This is a genomic window from Marinobacter sp. LA51 (assembly GCF_030297175.1).
GTDB classification, from domain to species: domain Bacteria; phylum Pseudomonadota; class Gammaproteobacteria; order Pseudomonadales; family Oleiphilaceae; genus Marinobacter; species Marinobacter apostichopi.
Genome location: NZ_AP028070.1, coordinates 3,308,704 through 3,330,729, shown reverse-complemented (window position 1 = coordinate 3,330,729; position 22,026 = coordinate 3,308,704). Strand labels below are relative to the sequence as shown.

At 58.5% G+C, this 22,026-nt stretch carries 2 protein-coding genes; one reads left to right on the top strand and one right to left on the bottom strand.

The features are described 5' to 3' along the window. Positions 1-31: 31 nt before the first annotated feature. On the bottom strand, positions 32-19,825 hold the full coding sequence (locus tag QUE89_RS15360; protein WP_286220915.1) for a VCBS domain-containing protein: 19,794 nt from the start codon (positions 19,823-19,825) through the stop codon (positions 32-34). A 301-nt stretch (positions 19,826-20,126) separates the two neighbouring features. On the opposite strand from QUE89_RS15360, the gene QUE89_RS15355 reads away from it, so the two are divergent. After that, entirely contained in the window at positions 20,127-22,007 is a 1,881-nt protein-coding gene (locus QUE89_RS15355; RefSeq protein ID WP_286220914.1) for a TolC family outer membrane protein, read from the top strand. Positions 22,008-22,026 lie beyond the last annotated feature (19 nt).

Genomic DNA, 22,026 nt, shown 5'->3' with positions numbered 1-22,026 from the left:
ATTGTTACCCCGACCACCGGTTCTCCGACTTTTACTCGATCTTGATGTGCCCGCTGTTAATCAGGGTGTCGATGAACTGCTCAGATGTCTGACCATCCATGGAAACCTTGTCCAGGGTTATCGACTGTTGGGCGTTATAGCTATCGTCACCTTTCGTATTAGATAGCTCGCCATCCTTGTTCAGGTAAAGAACTGTGTCGCTACCATCTTTCTCGGCTACTAGGTAGCTACTGAGATCGCTGGTGGAAGCATCTTGCAGTAGATCACTCAGGTCCAGCTGGTCCCCTTCACTTACCTCGAAATCTTTAACAACGTCCTCGGCTAGACTGTTATCGCTGGTGTATTGGTCGCCGAGTTCCCATGCGAAGACATCAGCCCCTTGGTCGCCTTCGAGGACATCATTGCCTATCCCTCCAACGAGAACGTCATTGCCGGATCCTCCTTGGAGCTTATCGTCACCCCAGTACCCGATTAGGTAGTCGTTCCCGTCCTCGCCTTGAATCTCGTCGTTGCCAGTCCCGCCATTTAGGAGGTCATCACCGGAGCCGCCTTTGAGCTTATCATTCCCCCCAGAGCCAACGAGGAAGTCATTACCACTTTCTCCTTTGAGTTCGTTATCACCGGAGCCTCCTACTAGGAAGTCATTACCCACTGTGCCGTCGAGGTCTTGTCCTTCTTCGGTGACTTGTTGGCTACTATCGTATTGGTTAGCAAAGGGTTGATCACCGGTCTGCTCCACATTGACTGTGAATGTATCGGTAACCGACTGTCGTTCACCCGTAGCTATTTCAGTCGAGGTTGCAGTCACGCTCAGGGCGATATCACCACTAAACCCTGCCTGTGGAAGCAGTTGAAGGTTATTCAACTCTGCCGCTGAAAGTACCCAGTCGCCGCTGGAGTTTTTATTGCCTGCGGTCAACGCTGCGCCTTCGGGAACGTTTGAAATCAGGATTTCAAGCCTTTCGGATCCATCCTGATCCGTCAGTGCTGCGTTAATATTCAGAGCTATCGGCGTGCCATAGCTTCCGTTGAGGTCTGTCGCTTCGACAGTCGGTGCGCTCAGCGAAAGCGATGAATCCTTGTACGGATCTCCGCCATTGAGAACGAGCCACTGGAACTGGTAGGTGCCAGTTTCAGCTGCGGTATAGCTAAAAGTTCCGTCTGATATCTGAGCAGGGAACTTTTGCTCCGAGGAGTCTACGAGGATTGACTCTTTTTGACCGTCCGGTTTGGTCACAACCAAGACGACCAAGTCATTGAACCCTCTTTCGACCTCGCTCTTCAGTTCTTCCCCATTGATGAAGGTGTAATCCCAAGAGATATCCATTCCTTCACTGAGAGTCTGAGTTGAGGAAGAGATCTTGCCATCAATGACTCGGACGTTACCTTCGTCGAAGGGCTCTTTTCCGCCGTTTCCGTCATCAACCATGACATCCGGATCAAATTGATTCAGGTAACCGGGCTCAACGCCCAGCTCCTGTTCAAGATCTGCTCGTGACGTGCCACTGCCAAGGTCGAAGGCGGTAGGATCAACAGGGAGGTCTTTACTACCCGTGGAGACCACAGTAGCACCTGACTGAACTGCAGTTATGTCGGACACAGAAAGCTCTGGTGCATTGGCGACCGGGCGTACGTTCACGGTAACGGTCGCAGTGTCTGAGCCACCTTGTCCATCGCTGATGGTGTAGCTGAATGAAGCCTCGCCACTGAAGTACGGGGCGGGCGTGAACACAACGTTGCCGGAATTATCCAATGCAACAGTTCCGTTAGACGCGTTTTGGACGCTTTGAATCACCAGATCATCGCCATTGGCATCTGAATCGTTGCTCAGCAAAGTTTCGCTGTTAATGACGAGTGCCTGGTTTTCGTTGACTGCAAGTGCATCGTTTGTAACCACATACGAGGCCTGCTGGGCTCCGAACGTCTGCCATTCGCCACCTTTTTGGCGCAACGACACGTCGAGTCGGGCTGCACCGCCCTGATCCCAGTAGATGATCTCCACGCTATGCGGACCATTGCCTTCCAGAGTGAACTCCTTGCCCTGAAGCGTTGCCGCAGACTGGTTATCATCGAATTCGGCAACCACTTCACCGTTCACTCGAATACTGTAACCATCGTCAGCACGTACCTGGAATTGATAGGTTCCCGGTGCCAGCTCCAGTTCACCGCTCATTTTGATGATTGCATCCGAGCTGTTTTTGGGGTCACTGGAAAGTGATTCCGAATCCTTCCCAAGGAAACTCTGGAGTTTGTTGTCTCCACCGAGGTTGCCGCTAACTGAGCCGTAGTCGACGTTAGTGGCCAAGAAGGTTGCATCGGCGCCGTTCGCCGCGATGAAAGACTCAACCTGGCTAAGGTTGGTCAAATTCGAGCCATCCGGGCCTTCTTCGTAGGCATAGTATTCGCCTAACAAGCCGGGGGTCGTGTTTATGGTGTAGGTGTCATCTGTTGCTTCGGGCGCTTCATTGGTGCCATTGATGGTGATAATGACTTCTTGCGTCGTCACTTCATCGGCGTTGGTGACAGTAAAGGTTTCAGTCAAAGTCTGGCCTTGGGACAGCTCTTGAATAGCTGGTTGACTATTGTCAGCGCTGTAAGTCCAGGTGCCGTCGGTACCCATGACCAACTCACCGTAGGTGCCGGTCAGGATCTCGGCAATGAACTGATCTTCACCGGCATCGCCATTCGCCGCTGCCAGAGTGCCAGCGGTTGTCAGCGTTGCGGCGTCGTCTTCAGTCACGGAGCCCGTGGTGTCACCGGAGATCACCGGCACATCGTCGGTGCCGTTGATGGTGATAGTGACCGTTTCGGTGGTCACGCCGTCCGCGTTAGTAACAACGAAGCTCTCGCTCAGGTTCTGGCCTGGGGCCAGTTCCTGAATTTCGGTCTGGCTGTTGTCGGCACTGTAGCTCCAGGTGCCGTTAGCGGCCATGACCAGTTCGCCGTAAGTACCGGTCAGGGTCTCGGCAATGAACTGATCTTCACCGGCGTCGCCATTCGCGGCAGCCAAAGTGCCGGTAGTGGTCAGCGTTGCGGCATCGTCTTCAGTCACGGAACCGGTAGTGTCACCGGAGATCACCGGCACATCGTCGGTGCCGTTGATGGTGATGGTCACGGTTTCGGTGGTCACACCATCGGCGTTGGTTACCGTGAACGTCTCAGACAGCGAATCGTTCTCGGTCAGACCCTGGATCGCGGCTTGGCTGTTATCGGCGTTGTAAGTCCAGGTGCCGTCGGCGGCCATAACCAGCTCACCGTAAGTGCCAGTCAGGGTCTCGGCGTTGAACTGATTTTCGCCAGCATCGCCATTGGCAGCAGCCAATGTTCCGGCCGTGGTGAGGGTAGCTGCGTCGTCTTCGGTCACGGAACCGGTGGTGTCACCGGAGATTACCGGCGCATCGTCGGTACCGTTGATGGTGATGGTCACGGTTTCGGTGGTTACGCCATCGGCGTTGGTCACCGTGAACGTCTCAGACAGTGAGTCGTTCTGAGTGAGACCCTGGATCGCGGCTTGGCTGTTGTCAGCTGAGTAAGTCCAGGTGCCGTCAGCGGCCATGACCAGTTCACCGTAGGTGCCGGTCAGAGTTTCGGCAGTGAACTGATCTTCGCCCGCATCGCCATTGGCGGCAGCCAATGTTCCGGCCGTTGTCAGGGTTGCGGCCTCGTCTTCAGTCACGGAACCGGTGATGTCACCGGAGATCACCGGCACATCATCGGTGCCATTGATGGTGATAGTGACCGTTTCGGTGGTCACACCATCGGCATTGGTGACAACGAAGCTCTCGCTCAGGCTCTGGCCTGGGGCCAGTTCCTGAATTGCGGCCTGGCTGTTATCGGCTGAATAAGTCCAGCCGCCGTTTTCGCCAACCACGAGGTTGCCGTAAGTACCGTTCAGAGTTTCGGCGTTGAACTGATCTTCACCGGCGTCGCCATTCGCGGCAGCCAAAGTGCCGGTAGTGGTCAGCGTTGAGGCATCGTCTTCAGTCACGGAACCGGTAGTGTCACCGGAGATCACCGGCACGTCGTCGGTGCCGTTGATGGTGATAGTGACCGTTTCGGTGGTCACGCCGTCCGCGTTGGTGACAACGAAGTTCTCGCTCAGGCTCTGGCCTGGGGCCAGTTCCTGGATTGCGGCCTGGCTGTTGTCGGCGCTGTAGGTCCAACTGCCGTTTTCGCTAACCACCAGCTCACCGTAAGTGCCATTCAGGGTCTCGGCGTTGAACTGATCTTCGCCCGCATCGCCACCCGCAGCCGCCAATGTGCCAGTAGTAGTCAGCGTAGCCGCATCGTCTTCGGTCACGGAACCGGTGGTGTCACCGGAGATCACCGGCACATCGTCGGTGCCGTTGATGGTGATGGTCACGGTTTCGGTGGTCACACCATCGGCGTTGGTTACCGTGAACGTCTCAGACAGCGAATCGTTCTCGGTCAGACCCTGGATCGCGGCTTGGCTGTTATCGGCGTTGTAAGTCCAGGTGCCGTCGGCGGCCATAACCAGCTCACCGTAAGTGCCAGTCAGGGTCTCGGCGTTGAACTGATTTTCGCCAGCATCGCCATTGGCAGCAGCCAATGTTCCGGCCGTGGTGAGGGTAGCTGCGTCGTCTTCGGTCACGGAACCGGTGGTGTCACCGGAGATTACCGGCGCATCGTCGGTACCGTTGATGGTGATGGTCACGGTTTCGGTGGTTACGCCATCGGCGTTGGTCACCGTGAACGTCTCAGACAGTGAGTCGTTCTGAGTGAGACCCTGGATCGCGGCTTGGCTGTTGTCAGCTGAGTAAGTCCAGGTGCCGTCAGCGGCCATGACCAGTTCACCGTAGGTGCCGGTCAGAGTTTCGGCATTGAACTGGCCTTCACCAGTGTCGCCACCGGTTGCGGCCAGGGTGCCCGCAGTGGTTAGCGTGGCTGCATCGTCTTCGGTTACGGAGCCCGTGGTCTGGCCCGAGATCACCGGCACGTCGTCGGTACCGTTGATGGTAATGGTGACGGTCTCGGTGGTTACGCCATCGGCGTTGGTTACCGTGAACGTCTCGGACAGAGAGTCGTTCTGGGTCAGACCCTGGATTGCGGCCTGGCTGTTATCGGCGCTGTAGGTCCAACTGCCGTTTTCGCTAACCACCAGCTCACCGTAAGTGCCGCTCAAGGTTTCGGCATTGAACTGATCTTCGCCAGCATCGCCATTGGCAGCAGCCAAAGTGCCAGTAGTGGTCAGAGTAGCCGCCTCGTCTTCGGTCACGGCACCCGTGGTATCACCGGAAATCACCGGCACGTCGTCGGTACCGTTGATGGTGATAGTGACCATTTCGGTGGTCACGCCGTCGGCATTGGTGACAACGAAGCTGTCAGTCAGCGAATCGTTCTCGGTCAGACCTTGGATAGCAGCCTGGCTGTTGTCAGCGCTGTAGGTCCAGGTGCCATCGGCGGCCATGGCCAGTTCACCGTAGGTGCCGGTCAGAGTTTCGGTATTGAATTGATCTTCACCGTCGTCGCCATTCGCCGCAGCCAATGTTCCGGTCGTGGTCAGGGTGGCCGCTTCGTCTTCGGTCACGGAACCGGTGGTGTCACCGGAGATCACCGGCACATCGTCGGTGCCATTGATGGTGATGGTCACGGTCTCGGTGGTTACGCCATCGGCGTTGGTGACGGTGAAACTGTCGGTCAGGGTCTGGCCTGGGGCCAGATCCTGAATTGCGGCCTGGCTGTTATCGGCTGAGTAGGTCCAGCCGCCGTTCTCGCCAACCACCAGGTTGCCGTACGTGCCGTTCAGGGTTTCGGCGGTGAACTGATCTTCACCCGCATCGCCACCGGTTGCCGCCAGGGTGCCAGCGGTAGTCAGTGTCGCGGCGTCGTCTTCGGTCACGGAACCGGTGGTGTCACCGGAGATCACCGGCACGTCGTCGGTACCGTTGATGGTAATGGTGACGGTCTCGGTGGTTACGCCATCGGCGTTGGTGACGGTGAAACTGTCGGTCAGGGTCTGGCCTGGGGCCAGATCCTGAATTGCGGCTTGGCTGTTGTCAGCACTGTAGGTCCAGCTTCCGTCGGAGCCCATGACCAATTCACCGTAGGTGCCGGTCAGAGTTTCGGCATTGAACTGATCTTCGCCCGCATCGCTACCGGCGGCAGCTAAAGTACCAGCGGTAGTCAGCGTCGCGGCGTCGTCTTCGATCACGGCGCCAGTGGTGTCACCGGAGATCACCGGCACATCATCGGTGCCGTTGATGGTGATAGTGACGGTTTCGGTGGTCACGCCATCGGCATTGGTAACAACGAAGCTGTCGGTCAGCGAATCGTTCTGGGTCAGACCTTGGATCGCGGCCTGGTTGTTGTCAGCTGAGTAAGTCCAGCTGCCGTCAGAGGCCATGGCTAATTCGCCATAAGTGCCGGTCAAGGTTTCGGCGTTGAACTGATCTTCTCCAGTATCGCCACCCGCAGCGGTCAATGTTCCGGCGGTAGTCAGCGTCGCCGCGTCGTCTTCGGTCACGGAACCAAAGGTGTCACCGGAGATCACCGGCACATCGTCGGTGCCATTGATGGTGATGGTGACGGTCTCAGTGGTCACGCCGTCGGCATTGATCACCGTGAAACTGTCGGTCAGCGAATCGTTCTGGGTCAGACCCTGGATCGCGGCTTGGCTGTTATCGGCGTTGTAAGTCCAGGTGCCGTCGGCGGCCATAACCAGCTCGCCGTAGGTGCCGGTCAAGGTCTCGGCGTTGAACTGTTCTTCACCAGTATCACCACCGGTTGCGGCGAGGGTGCCTGCGGTAGTCAGCGTCGCGGCATCGTCTTCGGTCACGTCGCCCGTGGTGTCACCAGAGATCACCGGCACGTCGTCGGTGCCATTGATGGTGATGGTCACGGTCTCGGTGGTTACGCCATCGGCGTTGGTCACCGTGAACGTCTCGGTCAGGGAGTCGTTCTGGGTCAGACCTTGGATCGCGGTCTGGTTGTTATCGGCGGTGTACGTCCAGCCACCGTTCTTGCCAACCACCAGGTTACCGTAGGTGCCGTTCAGCGTTTCGGCGGTGAATTGATCTTCGCCAGTATCGCCACCGGCTGCGGAGAGGGTGCCTGCAGTGGTTAGCGTGGCTGCATCGTCTTCAGTCACGGAGCCGGTGGTGTCACCGGAGATCACCGGCACGTCGTCGGTGCCGTTGATGGTGATGGTCACGGTCTCGGTGGTTACGCCGTCCGCGTTAGTGACAACGAAGCTATCGCTCAGGCTCTGGCCTGGGGCCAGGTCCTGAATCGCGGCTTGGCTGTTATCGGCGCTGTAAGTCCAGGTGCCGTTCTCGCCAACCACCAAGTTGCCGTAGGTGCCGGTCAAGGTCTCGGCGTTGAACTGGTCTTCACCATTGTCGCCACCAGCTGCGGCCAGAGCACCGGTGGTGGTCAGGGTTGCTGCGTCATCCTCGGTCACCAAGCCGGAAGTTTGACCGGAGATCACCGGCACATCGTCGGTGCCGTTGATGGTGATGGTCACGGTTTCGGTGGTCACACCATCGGCGTTGGTTACCGTGAACGTCTCGGACAGAGAGTCGTTCTGGGTCAGACCCTGGATCGCGGCCTGGCTGTTGTCAGCGCTGTAGCTCCAGGTGCCATCGGCGGCCATGGCCAGCTCACCGTAGGTACCGGTCAGAGTTTCGGCATTGAACTGGCCTTCACCGGCATCGCCACCCGCAGCTGCCAATGTCCCGGCCGTTGTCAGAGTAGCCGCCTCGTCTTCGGTCACGGAACCGGTGGTGTCACCTGAGATCACCGGCACATCGTCGGTGCCGTTGATGGTGATGGTAACGGTCTCGGTGGTTACGCCGTCCGCATTGGTGACGGTGAAGCTGTCGGTCAGGGTCTGACCTGGGGCCAGCTCCTGAATTTCGGTCTGGCTGTTGTCAGCGCTGTAGCTCCAGGTTCCATCGGCGGTCATGACCAGCTCACCGTAGGTGCTGGTCAGGATTTCGGCATTGAACTGATCTTCACCGGCGTCGCCACCGGCTGCGGCCAGAGCACCGGTGGTGGTAAGGGTTGCTGCGTCATCCTCGGTCACCAAGCCGGAAGTTTGACCCGAGATCACCGGCACGTCGTCAGTGCCGTTGATGGTGATGGTCACGGTTTCGATGGTTACGCCGTCCGCGTTAGTGACAACGAAGCTATCGCTCAGGCTCTGGCCTGGGGCGAGGTCCTGAATCGCAGCCTGGCTGTTGTCGGCGCTGTAGGTCCAGGTGCCGTCAGCGGCCATGGCCAACTCACCGTAAGTGCCGGTCAGAGTTTCGGCGTTGAACTGGTCTTCACCATTGTCGCCACCAGTTGCGGCCAGGGTGCCAGCGGTAGTTAGCGTAGCCGCGTCGTCTTCGGTCACGGAACCAGTGGTATCACCGGAGATCACCGGCACATCATCGGTGCCATTGATGGTGATGGTCACGGTTTCGGTGGTCACGCCATCGGCGTTGGTCACTGTGAACGTCTCAGACAGTGAGTCGTTCTGAGTGAGACCCTGGATCGCGGCTTGGCTGTTGTCAGCTGAGTAAGTCCAGCTGCCGTCAGCGGCCATGACCAGTTCACCGTAGGTGCCGGTCAAGGTTTCGGCATTGAATTGGTCTTCGCCAGTATCTCCACCCGCAGCCGCCAGTGTGCCAGTTGTAGTTAGCGTCGCGGCGTCGTCTTCGGTTACGGAGCCAGAGGTGTCACCGGAGATCGCCGGCGCATCGTCGGTGCCATTGATGGTGATAGTGACCGTTTCGGTGGTCACGCCATCGGCGTTGGTGACAACGAAGCTGTCACTCAGACTCTGGCCTGGGGCAAGGTCCTGAATTACGGCTTGGTTGTTGTCAGCGCTGTAGGTCCAGGTGCCGTCAGCGGCCATGACCAGCTCGCCGTAAGTGCCGGTCAAGGTCTCGGCGTTGAACTGGTCTTCACCCGCATCGCCATTGGCGGCAGCCAAAGTGCCAGTAGTGGTCAGAGTAGTCGATTCGTCTTCAGTCACGGAACCGGTGGTGTCACCGGAGATTACCGGCACATCGTCGGTGCCGTTGATGGTGATTGTCACGGTTTCGGTGGTCACACCATCGGCATTGGTCACCGTGAAACTGTCGGTCAGCGAATCGTTCTGGGTCAGACCCTGAATCGTGGCCAGGCTGTTGTCAGCTGAGTAAGTCCAGTTTCCGTCGGAGCCCATGACCAATTCACCGTAGGTGCCGGTCAGAGTTTCGGCGTTGAACTGGTCTTCACCAGTGTCGCCTCCCGCAGCGGTCAATGTTCCGGCCGTGGTCAGCGTCGCCGCGTCGTCTTCGGTCACCGAACCGGAATTTTCACCGGAGATCACCGGCACGTCGTCGGTACCGTTGATGGAAATGGTGACGGTCTCGGTGGTTACGCCATCGGCGTTGGTGACGGTGAAACTGTCGGTCAGGCTCTGGCCTGGAGCCAGCTCCTGAATTACGGCTTGGCTGTTGTCAGCGCTGTAGGTCCAGGTGCCGTTCTCGCCAACCACCAGGTTGCCGTAAGTACCGTTCAGAGTTTCGGCATTGAACTGGTCTTCACCGGCGTCGCCACCCGCAGCCGCCAATGTTCCGGCCGTGCTCAGGGTCGCCGCATCGTCTTCGGTCACGGAACCGGTGGTCTGGCCCGAAATCACCGGCACATCGTCGGTGCCGTTGATGGTAATGGTCACGGTTTCGGTGGTCACACCATCGGCGTTGGTCGCCGTGAATGTCTCGGTCAACGAGTCGTTCTGGGTCAGACCTTGAATCGCGGCTTGGCTGTTGTCAGCTGAGTAAGTCCAGGTGCCGTTCTCGCCAACCACCAGGTTGCCGTAAGTACCGGTCAAGGTTTCGGCATTAAACTGGTCTTCGCCAGTATCTCCACCCGTAGCCGACAATGTTCCGGCCGTGGTCAGGGTAGCTGCCTCGTCTTCAGTTACGGAACCGGTGGTGTCACCAGAGATCACCGGCACATCATCGGTGCCATTGATGGTGATGGTAACGGTCTGAGTGGTTACGCCGTCGGCATTGGTTACCGTGAACGTCTCAGACAGTGAGTCGTTCTGGGTCAGACCCTGGATCGCGGCCTGGCTGTTATCGGCGCTGTAGGTCCAACTGCCGTTTTCGCTAACCACCAGCTCACCGTAAGTGCCAGTCAGGGTCTCGGCGTTGAACTGATCTTCGCCAGCATCGCCACCCGCAGCCGCCAATGTGCCAGTAGTAGTCAGCGTAGCCGCTTCGTCTTCGGTCACGGAACCGGTGGTGTCACCGGAGATCACCGGAACGTCATCGGTGCCGTTGATGGTGATGGTCACGGTCTCGGTGGTCACGCCGTCGGCGTTGGTGACGGTGAAGCTGTCGGTCAGCGAATCGTTCTCGGTCAGACCCTGGATCGCGGCTTGGCTGTTATCGGCGTTGTAAGTCCAGGTGCCGTCGGCGGCCATAACCAGCTCGCCGTAGGTGCCGGTCAAGGTCTCGGCGTTGAACTGGTCTTCACCTGCATCGCCATTGGCGGCAGCCAAAGTGCCGGCGGTAGTCAGCGTCGCCGCGTCGTCCTCGGTCACGGAGCCGGTGGTGTCACCAGAGATCACCGGCACGTCGTCGGTGCCATTGATGGTGATGGTTACGGTCTCAGTGGTCACGCTGTCGGCATTGGTGACAACGAAGCTGTCGCTCAGGCTCTGGCCTGGAGCCAGTTCCTGAACTGCGGCTTGGCTGTTATCGGCTGAATAAGTCCAGCCGCCGTTTTCGCCAACCACGAGGTTGCCGTAAGTACCGTTCAGAGTTTCGGCGTTGAATTGATCTTCGCCAGTATCGCCACCGGTTGCGGCGAGGGTGCCTGCAGTGGTTAGCGTGGCTGCATCGTCTTCGGTTACGGCGCCTGTGGTCTGGCCCGAGATCACCGGCACGTCGTCGGTGCCATTGATGGTGATGGTGACCGTTTCGGTGGTCACGCCGTCCGCGTTGGTAACAACGAAGCTGTCGCTCAGGCTCTGGCCTGGGGCCAGCTCCTGAATTTCGGTCTGGCTGTTGTCGGCACTGTAAGTCCAGGTGCCGTTAGCGGCCATGACCAGTTCACCGTAGGTGCCGGTCAGAGTTTCGGCATTGAACTGGCCTTCACCAGTGTCGCCACCGGTTGCGGCCAGGGTGCCCGCAGTGGTTAGCGTGGCTGCATCGTCTTCGGTTACGGAGCCCGTGGTCTCACCGGAGATCACCGGCGCATCGTCGGTGCCATTGATGGTAATGGTCACGGTTTCGGTGGTTACGCCGTCGGCATTGGTCACCGTGAACGTCTCAGATAGTGAGTCGTTCTGGTTGAGGCCCTGGATCGCGGCTTGGCTGTTGTCAGCTGAGTAAGTCCAGGTGCCGTCAGCGGCCATGACCAGTTCACCGTAAGTACCGGTCAAGGTTTCGGCGTTGAACTGATCTTCGCCAGCATCGCCATTGGCAGCAGCCAAAGTGCCAGTAGTGGTTAGCGTGGCTGCATCGTCTTCGGTCACGGAACCGGTGGTGTCACCGGAAATCACCGGCACATCGTCGGTGCCGTTGATGGTAATGGTCACGGTTTCGGTGGTCACGCCGTCCGCATTGGTGACGGTGAAACTGTCGCTCAGGCTCTGACCTGGGGCCAGCTCCTGAATCGCGGCCTGGCTGTTGTCAGCTGAGTAAGTCCAGGTGCCGTCAGCGGCCATGGCCAGCTCACCGTAAGTACCGGTCAGGGTCTCGGCATTGAACTGATCTTCGCCAGCATCGCCACCCGCAGCCGCCAATGTCCCGGCCGTGGTCAGGGTAGCCGCCTCGTCTTCAGTCACGGAACCGGTGGTCTCACCCGAGATCACCGGCACATCATCGGTGCCATTGATGGTGATGGTAACGGTCTGAGTGGTTACGCCGTCGGCATTGGTTACCGTGAACGTCTCAGACAGTGAGTCGTTCTGGGTCAGACCCTGGATCGCGGCCTGGCTGTTGTCAGCTGAGTAAGTCCAGGTGCCGTCAGCGGCCATGGCCAGCTCACCGTAAGTACCGGTCAGGGTCTCGGCATTGAACTGATCTTCGCCAGCATCGCCACCCGCAGCCGCCAATGTCCCGGCCGTGGTCAGGGTAGCCGCCTCGTCTTCAGTCACGGAACCGGTGGTCTCACCCGAGATCACCGGCACATCGTCGGTACCGTTGATGGTGATGGTCACGGTTTCGGTGGTCACACCATCGGCGTTGGTTACCGTGAACGTCTCGGACAGAGAGTCGTTCTGGGTCAGACCCTGGATCGCGGCCTGGCTGTTGTCAGCGCTGTAGCTCCAGGTGCCATCGGCGGCCATGGCCAGCTCACCGTAGGTACCGGTCAGAGTTTCGGCATTGAACTGGCCTTCACCGGCATCGCCACCCGCAGCTGCCAATGTCCCGGCCGTTGTCAGAGTAGCCGCCTCGTCTTCGGTCACGGCGCCCGTGGTATCACCCGAGATCACCGGCACGTCGTCGGTGCCGTTGATGGTGATAGTGACAGTTTCGGTGGTCACACCATCGGCATTGGTCACCGTGAATGTCTCAGACAGTGAGTCGTTCTGAGTGAGACCCTGGATCGCGGCTTGGCTGTTGTCGGCGCTGTAAGTCCAGGTGCCGTCGGCGGCCATAGCCAGCTCACCGTAAGTACCATTCAGGATTTCGGCGTTGAACTGGTCTTCGCCAGTATCGCCACCAGCAGCAGACAATGTTCCGGTCGTGGTCAGGGTAGCTGCGTCGTCTTCGGTCACCGAACCGGAATTTTCACCGGAGATCACCGGCGCATCGTCGGTGCCATTGATGGTAATGGTCACGGTTTCGGTGGTTACGCCGTCGGCATTGGTGATGGTAAAACTGTCGGTCAGGGTCTGGCCTGGGGCCAGATCCTGAATTGCGGCCTGGCTGTTGTCGGCTGAGTAGGTCCAGTCGCCGTTCTCGCCAACCACCAGGTTGCCGTAAGTACCGTTCAGCGTTTCGGCATTGAACTGATCTTCACCGGCATCGCCATCAGCTGCGGCCAATGTACCAGTGGTAGTCAGCATCGCGGCGTCGTTTTCGGTCACGGAACCGGTGGTATCACCGGAGATCACCGGCACGTCGTCGGTACCGTTGATGGTGATGGTGACGGTCTCGGTGGTCACGCCATCGGCATTGATCACCGTGAAACTGTCGGTCAGGCTCTGGCCTGGAGCCAGTTCCTGAATTGCGGCTTGGCTGTTATCGGCTGAGTAAGTCCAGGTCCCATCGGCGGCCATGGCTAATTCGCCATAAGTGCCGGTCAGGGTCTCGGCATTAAACTGGTCTTCGCCGGTGTCGCCACCCGCAGCCGCCAATGTGCCAGCGGTAGTCAGCGTAGCCGCTTCGTCTTCGTTCACGGAACCGGTGGTGTCACCGGAGATCACCGGAACGTCATCGGTGCCGTTGATGGTGATGGTGACAGTCTCGGTGGTTACGCCGTCCGCGTTAGTGACAACGAAGCTATCGCTCAGGCTCTGGCCTGGGGCCAGGTCCTGAATCGCGGCTTGGCTGTTATCGGCGCTGTAAGTCCAGGTGCCGTTCTCGCCAACCACCAAGTTGCCGTAGGTGCCGGTCAAGGTCTCGGCGTTGAACTGGTCTTCACCATTGTCGCCACCAGCTGCGGCCAGAGCACCGGTGGTGGTCAGGGTTGCTGCGTCATCCTCGGTCACCAAGCCGGAAGTTTGACCGGAGATCACCGGCACATCGTCGGTGCCGTTGATGGTGATGGTCACGGTTTCGGTGGTCACACCATCGGCGTTGGTTACCGTGAACGTCTCGGACAGAGAGTCGTTCTGGGTCAGACCCTGGATCGCGGCCTGGCTGTTGTCAGCGCTGTAGCTCCAGGTGCCATCGGCGGCCATGGCCAGCTCACCGTAGGTACCGGTCAGAGTTTCGGCATTGAACTGGCCTTCACCGGCATCGCCACCCGCAGCTGCCAATGTCCCGGCCGTTGTCAGAGTAGCCGCCTCGTCTTCGGTCACGGAACCGGTGGTGTCACCTGAGATCACCGGCACATCGTCGGTGCCGTTGATGGTGATGGTAACGGTCTCGGTGGTTACGCCGTCCGCATTGGTGACGGTGAAGCTGTCGGTCAGGGTCTGACCTGGGGCCAGCTCCTGAATTTCGGTCTGGCTGTTGTCAGCGCTGTAGCTCCAGGTTCCATCGGCGGTCATGACCAGCTCACCGTAGGTGCTGGTCAGGATTTCGGCATTGAACTGATCTTCACCGGCGTCGCCACCGGCTGCGGCCAGAGCACCGGTGGTGGTAAGGGTTGCTGCGTCATCCTCGGTCACCAAGCCGGAAGTTTGACCCGAGATCACCGGCACGTCGTCAGTGCCGTTGATGGTGATGGTCACGGTTTCGGTGGTTACGCCGTCCGCGTTAGTGACAACGAAGCTATCGCTCAGGCTCTGGCCTGGGGCGAGGTCCTGAATCGCAGCCTGGCTGTTGTCGGCGCTGTAGCTCCAGGTTCCATCGGCGGCCATGACCAGCTCACCGTAGGTGCCGGTCAGAGTTTCGGCAGTGAACTGGTCTTCACCGGCGTCGCCACCCGCAGCAGCCAATGTTCCGGCCGTGGTCAGGGTAGCTGCTTCGTCTTCAGTCACGGAACCGGTGGTCTCACCCGAGATCACCGGCACATCGTCGGTACCGTTGATGGTGATGGTCACGGTTTCGGTGGTCACGCCATCGGCGTTGGTTACCGTGAACGTCTCGGACAGAGAGTCGTTCTGGGTCAGACCCTGGATAGCAGCCTGGCTGTTGTCAGCGCTGTAGGTCCAGGTGCCATCGGCGGCCATGGCTAGCTCACCGTAGGTACCGGTCAGAGTTTCGGCGTTGAACTGGTCTTCACCAGTGTCGCCATCGGTTGCGGCCAGGGTGCCAGCGGTAGTCAGAGTCGCGGCGTCGTCCTCGGTCACGGAGCCCGTGGTATCACCAGAGATCACCGGCACGTCGTCGGTGCCATTGATGGTGATGGTGACGGTCTCAGTGGTCACGCTGTCGGCATTGATCACCGTGAAACTGTCGGTCAGGGTCTGGTCTGGAGCCAGTTCCTGAATTGCGGCTTGGCTGTTATCGGCTGAGTAAGTCCAGGTGCCATCGGCGGCCATAACCAGCTCGCCGTAAGTGCCATTCAGGGTCTCGGCGTTGAACTGATTTTCGCCCGCATCGCCATTGGCAGCAGCCAAAGTGCCAGTAGTGGTTAGCGTGGCTGCATCGTCTTCAGTCACGGAACCGGTGGTGTCACCGGAGATCACCGGCGCATCGTCGGTGCCGTTGATGGTGATAGTGACCGTTTCGGTGGTCACGCCGTCGGCATTGGTGACAACGAAGCTGTCAGTCAGCGAATCGTTCTCGGTCAGATCCTGGATCGCAGCCTGATTGTTGTCAGCTGAGTAAGTCCAGCTGCCGTCAGAGGCCATGGCCAATTCGCCATAAGTGCCGGTCAAGGTTTCGGCGTTGAACTGGTCTTCGCCAGTATCGCCACCAGCAGCAGACAATGTTCCGGTCGTGGTCAGGGTAGCTGCGTCGTCTTCGGTCACCGAACCGGAATTTTCACCGGAGATCACCGGCGCATCGTCGGTGCCATTGATGGTAATGGTCACGGTTTCGGTGGTTACGCCGTCGGCATTGGTGATGGTAAAACTGTCGGTCAGGGTCTGGCCTGGGGCCAGATCCTGAATTGCGGCCTGGCTGTTGTCGGCTGAGTAGGTCCAGTCGCCGTTCTCGCCAACCACCAGGTTGCCGTAAGTACCGTTCAGCGTTTCGGCATTGAACTGATCTTCACCGGCATCGCCATCAGCTGCGGCCAATGTACCAGTGGTAGTCAGCGTCGCGGCGTCGTTTTCGGTCACGGAACCGGTGGTATCACCGGAGATCACCGGCGCATCGTCGGTACCGTTGATGGTGATGGTCACGGTTTCGGTGGTTACGCCGTCCGCGTTAGTGACAACGAAGCTATCGCTCAGGCTCTGGCCTGGGGCCAGGTCCTGAATCGCGCCCTGGCTGTTATCGGCGCTGTAAGTCCAGGTGCCGTTCTCGCCAACCACCAAGTTGCCGTAGGTGCCGGTCAAGGTTTCGGCATTGAACTGGTCTTCGCCGGCGTCGCCATTAGCCGCGGTCAGGGTGCCAGCGGTAGTTAGCGTCGCCGCGTCGTCTTCGGTCAAGGCGCCAGTGGTGTCACCGGAGATCACCGGGACATCGTCGGTGCCGTTGATGGTGATGGTGACCGTTTCGGTGGTCACGCCGTCTGCGTTGGTGACAACGAAGCTGTCAGTCAGCGAATCGTTCTCGGTCAGACCCTGGATCGCGGCCTGGCTGTTGTCAGCTGAGTAAGTCCAGCTGCCATCGGCGGCCATGGCCAGTTCGCCGTAAGTACCGGTCAAGGTCTCGGCAGTGAACTGATCTTCACCCGCATCGCCACCGGTTGCGGCCAGAGTGCCAGCAGTAGTCAGCGTCGCCGCGTTGTCTTCGGTCACCGAACCGGAATTTTCACCGGAGATCACCGGCACATCGTCGGTGCCATTGATGGTGATGGTGACGGTCTCAGTGGTAACGCTGTCGGCATTGGTGACGACGAAGCTGTCGCTCAGGCTCTGGCCTGGAGCCAGTTCCTGAATTGCGGCTTGGCTGTTGTCAGCACTGTAAGTCCAGGTGCCGTCGGCGGCCATAGCCAGCTCACCGTAAGTACCATTCAGGGTCTCGGCATTGAACTGATCTTCGCCAGCATCGCCATTGGCAGCACCCAAAGTGCCAGTAGTGGCCAGAGTAGTCGATTCGTCTTCAGTCACGGAACCGGTGGTGTCACCGGAGATCACCGGCACGTCGTCGGTGCCGTTGATGGTGATAGTGACCGTTTCGGTGGTCACGCCGTCGGCATTGGTGACAACGAAGCTGTCAGTCAGCGAATCGTTCTCGGTCAGACCCTGGATTGCGGCCTGGCTGTTGTCGGCGCTGTAGGTCCAACTGCCGTTTTCGCTAACCACCAGCTCACCGTAAGTACCGTTCAAGGTCTCCGCATTGAACTGATTCTCACCGGCGTCGCCACCCGCAGCGGTCAATGTTCCGGCCGTGGTCAGCGTCGCCGCGTCGTCTTCGGTCACCGAACCTGAATTATCACCGGAGATCACCGGCACGTCGTCGGTACCGTTGATGGAAATGGTGACGGTCTCGGTGGTTACGCCATCGGCGTTGGTGACGGTGAAACTGTCGGTCAGGCTCTGACCTGGGGCCAGGTCCTGAATTGCGGCCTGGCTGTTGTCAGCGCTGTAGGTCCAGGTGCCGTCAGCGGCCATGACCAGCTCACCGTAAGTACCAGTGAGTGTTTCGGCGGTGAATTGATCTTCACCAGTGTCTCCATTGGCCGCTGTCAGAGTGCCGACGGTGGTCAAGGTGGCGGCCTCGTCTTCAGTCACGGTGCCCGTGGTCTGACCCGAGATCACCGGCACGTCGTCGGTGCCGTTGATGGTGATAGTGACAGTCTCGGTGGTCACGCCATCGACGTTGGTGACGGTGAAGCTGTCGGTCAGGGTCTGGCCTGGGGCAAGGTCCTGAATTACGGCTTGGCTGTTATCGGCTGAGTAGGTCCAGGTGCCATCGGCGGCCATGGCCAGCTCACCGTAGGTGCCGGTCAGAGTTTCGGCATTGAATTGATCTTCACCGTCGTCGCCATTCGCCGCAGCCAATGCTCCGGTCGTGGTCAGGGTGGCGGCGTCATCTTCAGTTACTGAGCCCGTGGTCTGGCCCGAGATCACCGGCACATCATCGGTGCCATTGATGGTGATGGTCACGGTCTCGGTGGTTACGCCATCGGCATTGGTCACCGTGAACGTCTCGGTCAGGGATTCGCTCTGGGCCAGACCCTGGATCGCAGCTTGGCTGTTGTCAGCACTGTAAGTCCAGGTGCCGTCAGCGGCCATGGCCAATTCGCCGTAAGTGCCGGTCAGAGTTTCGGCATTGAACTGATCTTCGCCAGTATCGCCACCCGCAGCCGCCAGTGTGCCAGCGGTAGTCAGCGTCGCCACCTCGTCTTCGGTCACGGCGCCCGTGGTATCACCGGAGATCACCGGCACGTCGTCAACAGCATTCAGAACGGTGCCAGTCGGAGCGTTGTCTTCCAGGCTATTGCCGTTGCGGTCTTCGGCGGTGGCGGTCACAGTAAGCGGGCCGTCGACCAGGTCCACGCCGTTAACGGTGGTCAGATTTACACCGTCGACATCAAAGGTGCCATCCTCGGCTACGGTTCCGGTGGTCTCCACTACGTTACCGGCTGAATCGGTGACAGTCAGGTTGACGGTTTCATCCGGCGCGACGTCGGTGGTGGTGCCGGACAGGTCAATAGTTCGATTGGCATTGTCGACACCATCGACCACGACAGTCAGAGCGCCGTCAGTGGCATCCAATATAGTGCCAGCTGGTGCATTCTCGTCGAGGTTGTTGCCATTACGGTCTTCAGTGCCAGCATTCACTGTTAGCGGGCCATCGACCAGCGGCGAGCCATCTTCAGTGATCAATAAAATGTCGTCGACATTGAAACTACCGTCGTCGGCTACGATGCCGGTGGTGGTCACCGTATTGCCGACAGAATCAGTGATAGTCACGTTTACGATTTCACCCGGCGCCACGTCGGTGGTGGTCCCAGACACATCAATCGAACGGTTTGCATTGTCGACGTTGTCGACAACGACCGTGAGGTTGCCTTCGATTGCATTCAACTCGGCTTCAGTTGGTGCTTCGCCAACCAATTCGTTGCCGTTGCGGTCGGCGGCGATGGCACTTGCTGTTAGTGGGCCGTCCACCAGATTGGAAACGTCAACGCCCTCGATGGCATAGGTTCCATCATCGTTAACGACAACGTCTGTGGTGACGGTGTTTCCATCGGCGTCGGCGATTGTCAGGCTTACAGTGTCGCCAGGAGCGACGTCACTGGTTGTGCCCGAAAGATCGATGGTTTGGAGGGTGTTGCTGACATTGTCGATTGCGACGCTCAGATCGCCCGCGATCACATCAAGCGAACCATTAGCCGCGTCAGACACAACGATGCCGTCTGGATCCGTAGCGGTAGCTCTGACGGTGAAAGGCCCGTCTACGAGTCCAGCAACGTCATCGAAGATTGCCGTGAATGTGCCGTCGGGGCCGGTCAATACTTCCTGAGACAGGGTATTGCCTGCCTGATCAGTAAGGGTGACCAGAACCGGAGTGCCCTCTGGCATTCCAGACCCAGCTCCGTTTACCTGGACCGGGGAAGACGCAAGGTCGCCGCCCTGAAGGCTGCTGATTGTGACGGAGCTGCGCTCGGAGCCAGGTTCGGTGACGGGATCGGGCGTTACCGGTTGCTGAGTGTCGTCGGGGGTATCGCCTGAATCCGAGTTGATCTCTGTCATCTGAGCGTTGAATGAATAAGGCGCAAATTCCAGGTCGAGACCGGCCGGGTCGATGCTTTCAACAATTCGGGCAAGGCGCACCGAGCTGCTGCCACCAGAGCTACCACCCTCGAGGCCGGCTGCCGGCGCTTCGGCATCTTCGATGGCGCCGCCGAGTGCCTGTTCAATAGAAGCCAGCGCTGCTTCAACGCTGTCGTCTGCAATCACCGTGTCTTGCTGACTCGCGACAAAATCACTAGCCATCTCCGCGCTGGCCAGAATGGTCACGCCTCCGCCAAATGCAGCGGTTTCACCATAGCCGAAGTCCAGAACAATCTGGGCATTCTCTGCTGTTATCAGGCGTTCGCCTGCCATGAGCGCATCGCCGGCTTCGAGCGGGCGACGTGATCCGTCCTGTGCTTCCGCCCAAGCTTCTCCGGAGATGTTGGCAACTACTGCGACGGTTGTGCTCATGGCATGCCTCTAATTACAAAAATTAACTAACAGAAAGTTTTTGGAGCTTTTTCGAATTAGCTTACGTTATAGTCCGGGCAATTAACTGCATACTGTACCGAAGTACAGGTTGGGCGAGTTTATCGTCATGAAATGTAAATGCTTGTAAAATACCGTGAGTTCGGCACCAGTTTGCCGATAATGCGGCACAGTGGGATCGCATTTCTCTTATGTTTAGGCAGGGTGCATCTTTTGATAGCGTGACTGCGTATAGAGAGCGGCAATCAGAGAGTAGTGAGTTCGAGTGAATGGGAGTGTCGGTTTGTCAATTTTGAAAAATATTGGTTATGTGGGGTCGGCCTTAGTTTTTACTGCTCTGTCACTGGGGGCTCCGGTTGCGGTTCAAGCCAACACCAGCACAGATCTGGTCAATGCGGTAAGCCGGGCCATTGAAACCAACCCGGAAGTGCGAGCCAGCTGGCACCAGTTTCTGGAATCAGGGCACGACACCGACAGTGCGTTTGGCGGCTACCTCCCTTCCGTGGATGCCAATGCCCGTTACGGCCTTGAACACCGGAATTATGGCCCGGTCGATGAATTCGACGGTTACGACGGGCAGATTTCTGTAACTCAGATGCTTTACGACGGCTTCCAGACCAGCAGCTCTGTTGACCGCCTGGAAGAAGAACAGCTGGTCAGCTACTACCAGCTGCTGGGTGCTATTGAAGAGACTTCACTGGAGGCCCTGCGAGCTTACCTGGATGTTCAGCGGCAGCGAGAATTGCTGGAGTTGGCCCGGAACAATCTGGATGCCCACCAGGAAGTGTATGACCAGGTCAGCCAGAGTGCTGAGGCAGGTGTAGCCCGGGCGGCAGATCTTGAGCAAATCAGTGGCCGGCTGTCACTGGCCGAATCCAACCTGGTGGTGGTTGCCAGCAATCTTCACGATGTAAAAGCCCGCTACCTGCGGATCATTGGGATTGCGCCACCCTCTGGCATGGAAGAGGTTGAGCTTGGCTCTGAACTGGTTCCCATGACAGTGACCGAGGCATTGAGGATCGCTTACGAGGGCAACCCGGACTTCCGTGCCGCTCATCGTGATATCGAAGCGGCCGAGGCTAACGTTGAGGAGAACCGGTCCGGATACCATCCGAGGCTGGATCTGGTTGCCAGTTACGGTCATCGCTCTTTCGACACATTGGGTTTTGACAATTCCGAAACCGACGGCAGAGTTGGTCTTGAACTAAGCATGAACCTCTATCGCGGTGGCTCAGATCGAGCGCAGGTGCGTAGCGCATTTGAACGGGTAAACGTCGCCAAAGATCTACGGGATAAAGCCTGTGTGGATATCCGCCAGGAACTGCAGATTTCCTATAATGATGTAGGCAATCTGGAAGGCCAGATCCCTATCCTCAACAATCACCGTTTGTCCTCGGCGCGCGTTCGCACAGCCTATAAGGATCAGTTTGATATTGGCGAGCGTACCCTGCTGGACGTTCTGGATGCGGAGAACGAATACTTCGATGCCAGCCGAGCCTACGTCAATGCGATTTACGACCGGAAACTGGCGGTGGCGCGGGTTCAGGCCGGCATGGGGCACCTGGTGTCATCGCTGGGTCTGGTTCGTGACGGCCTGCCGACACTCGAAGAACTCGGTGCCGAGCCACTGACGATCACAGACGGCATTTGTCCGGCGGTGGAGCTAAATGGCTCCATGGACTTGTTGCAGGATGTCGACGGAGATGGGGTTCGAAATTATCGCGATGAATGCCCCAATACTCCAAAGGGCGCTCGGGTGAATGCACGCGGTTGCACACTTGAAAGTCCGCCCAAGGTGGTGAAGACGTCCGTCATCGAATTTGGCAATGATTCGGCTCGAATTGAGGCTGGCAGTACCGCAGAACTGGCAAGTGTTGCTCAAGTTCTGAAACAGACACCTGGCGCCACAGTGGTAATAGTTGGGCACGCCTCCAAATCAGGAGCGCCTGCGTATAACCAGGAATTATCCGTCCGGCGGGCTGAGGCGGTAGCGGAACGTCTGGAAAGCTCCTATGGTATTGCTCGTGAGAGAATTACCGTTCAGGGGCAGGGCTTCTACCAACCTCGTTTTACGGCTAATGTTGAGGCGGCCATGAACGCCAATCGCCGGGCCAATATCCAGATTATAGCGCCAGGATCGGCCGGGTTTGGAGCACAGAACTAATCAGGATTAAAAGAGTGAA

Excerpts from the sequence above, each read along its gene's own strand:
- QUE89_RS15360 (WP_286220915.1), bottom strand. The coding sequence starts at position 19,825 with ATGAGCACAACCGTCGCAGTAGTTGCCAACATCTCCGGAGAAGCTTGG.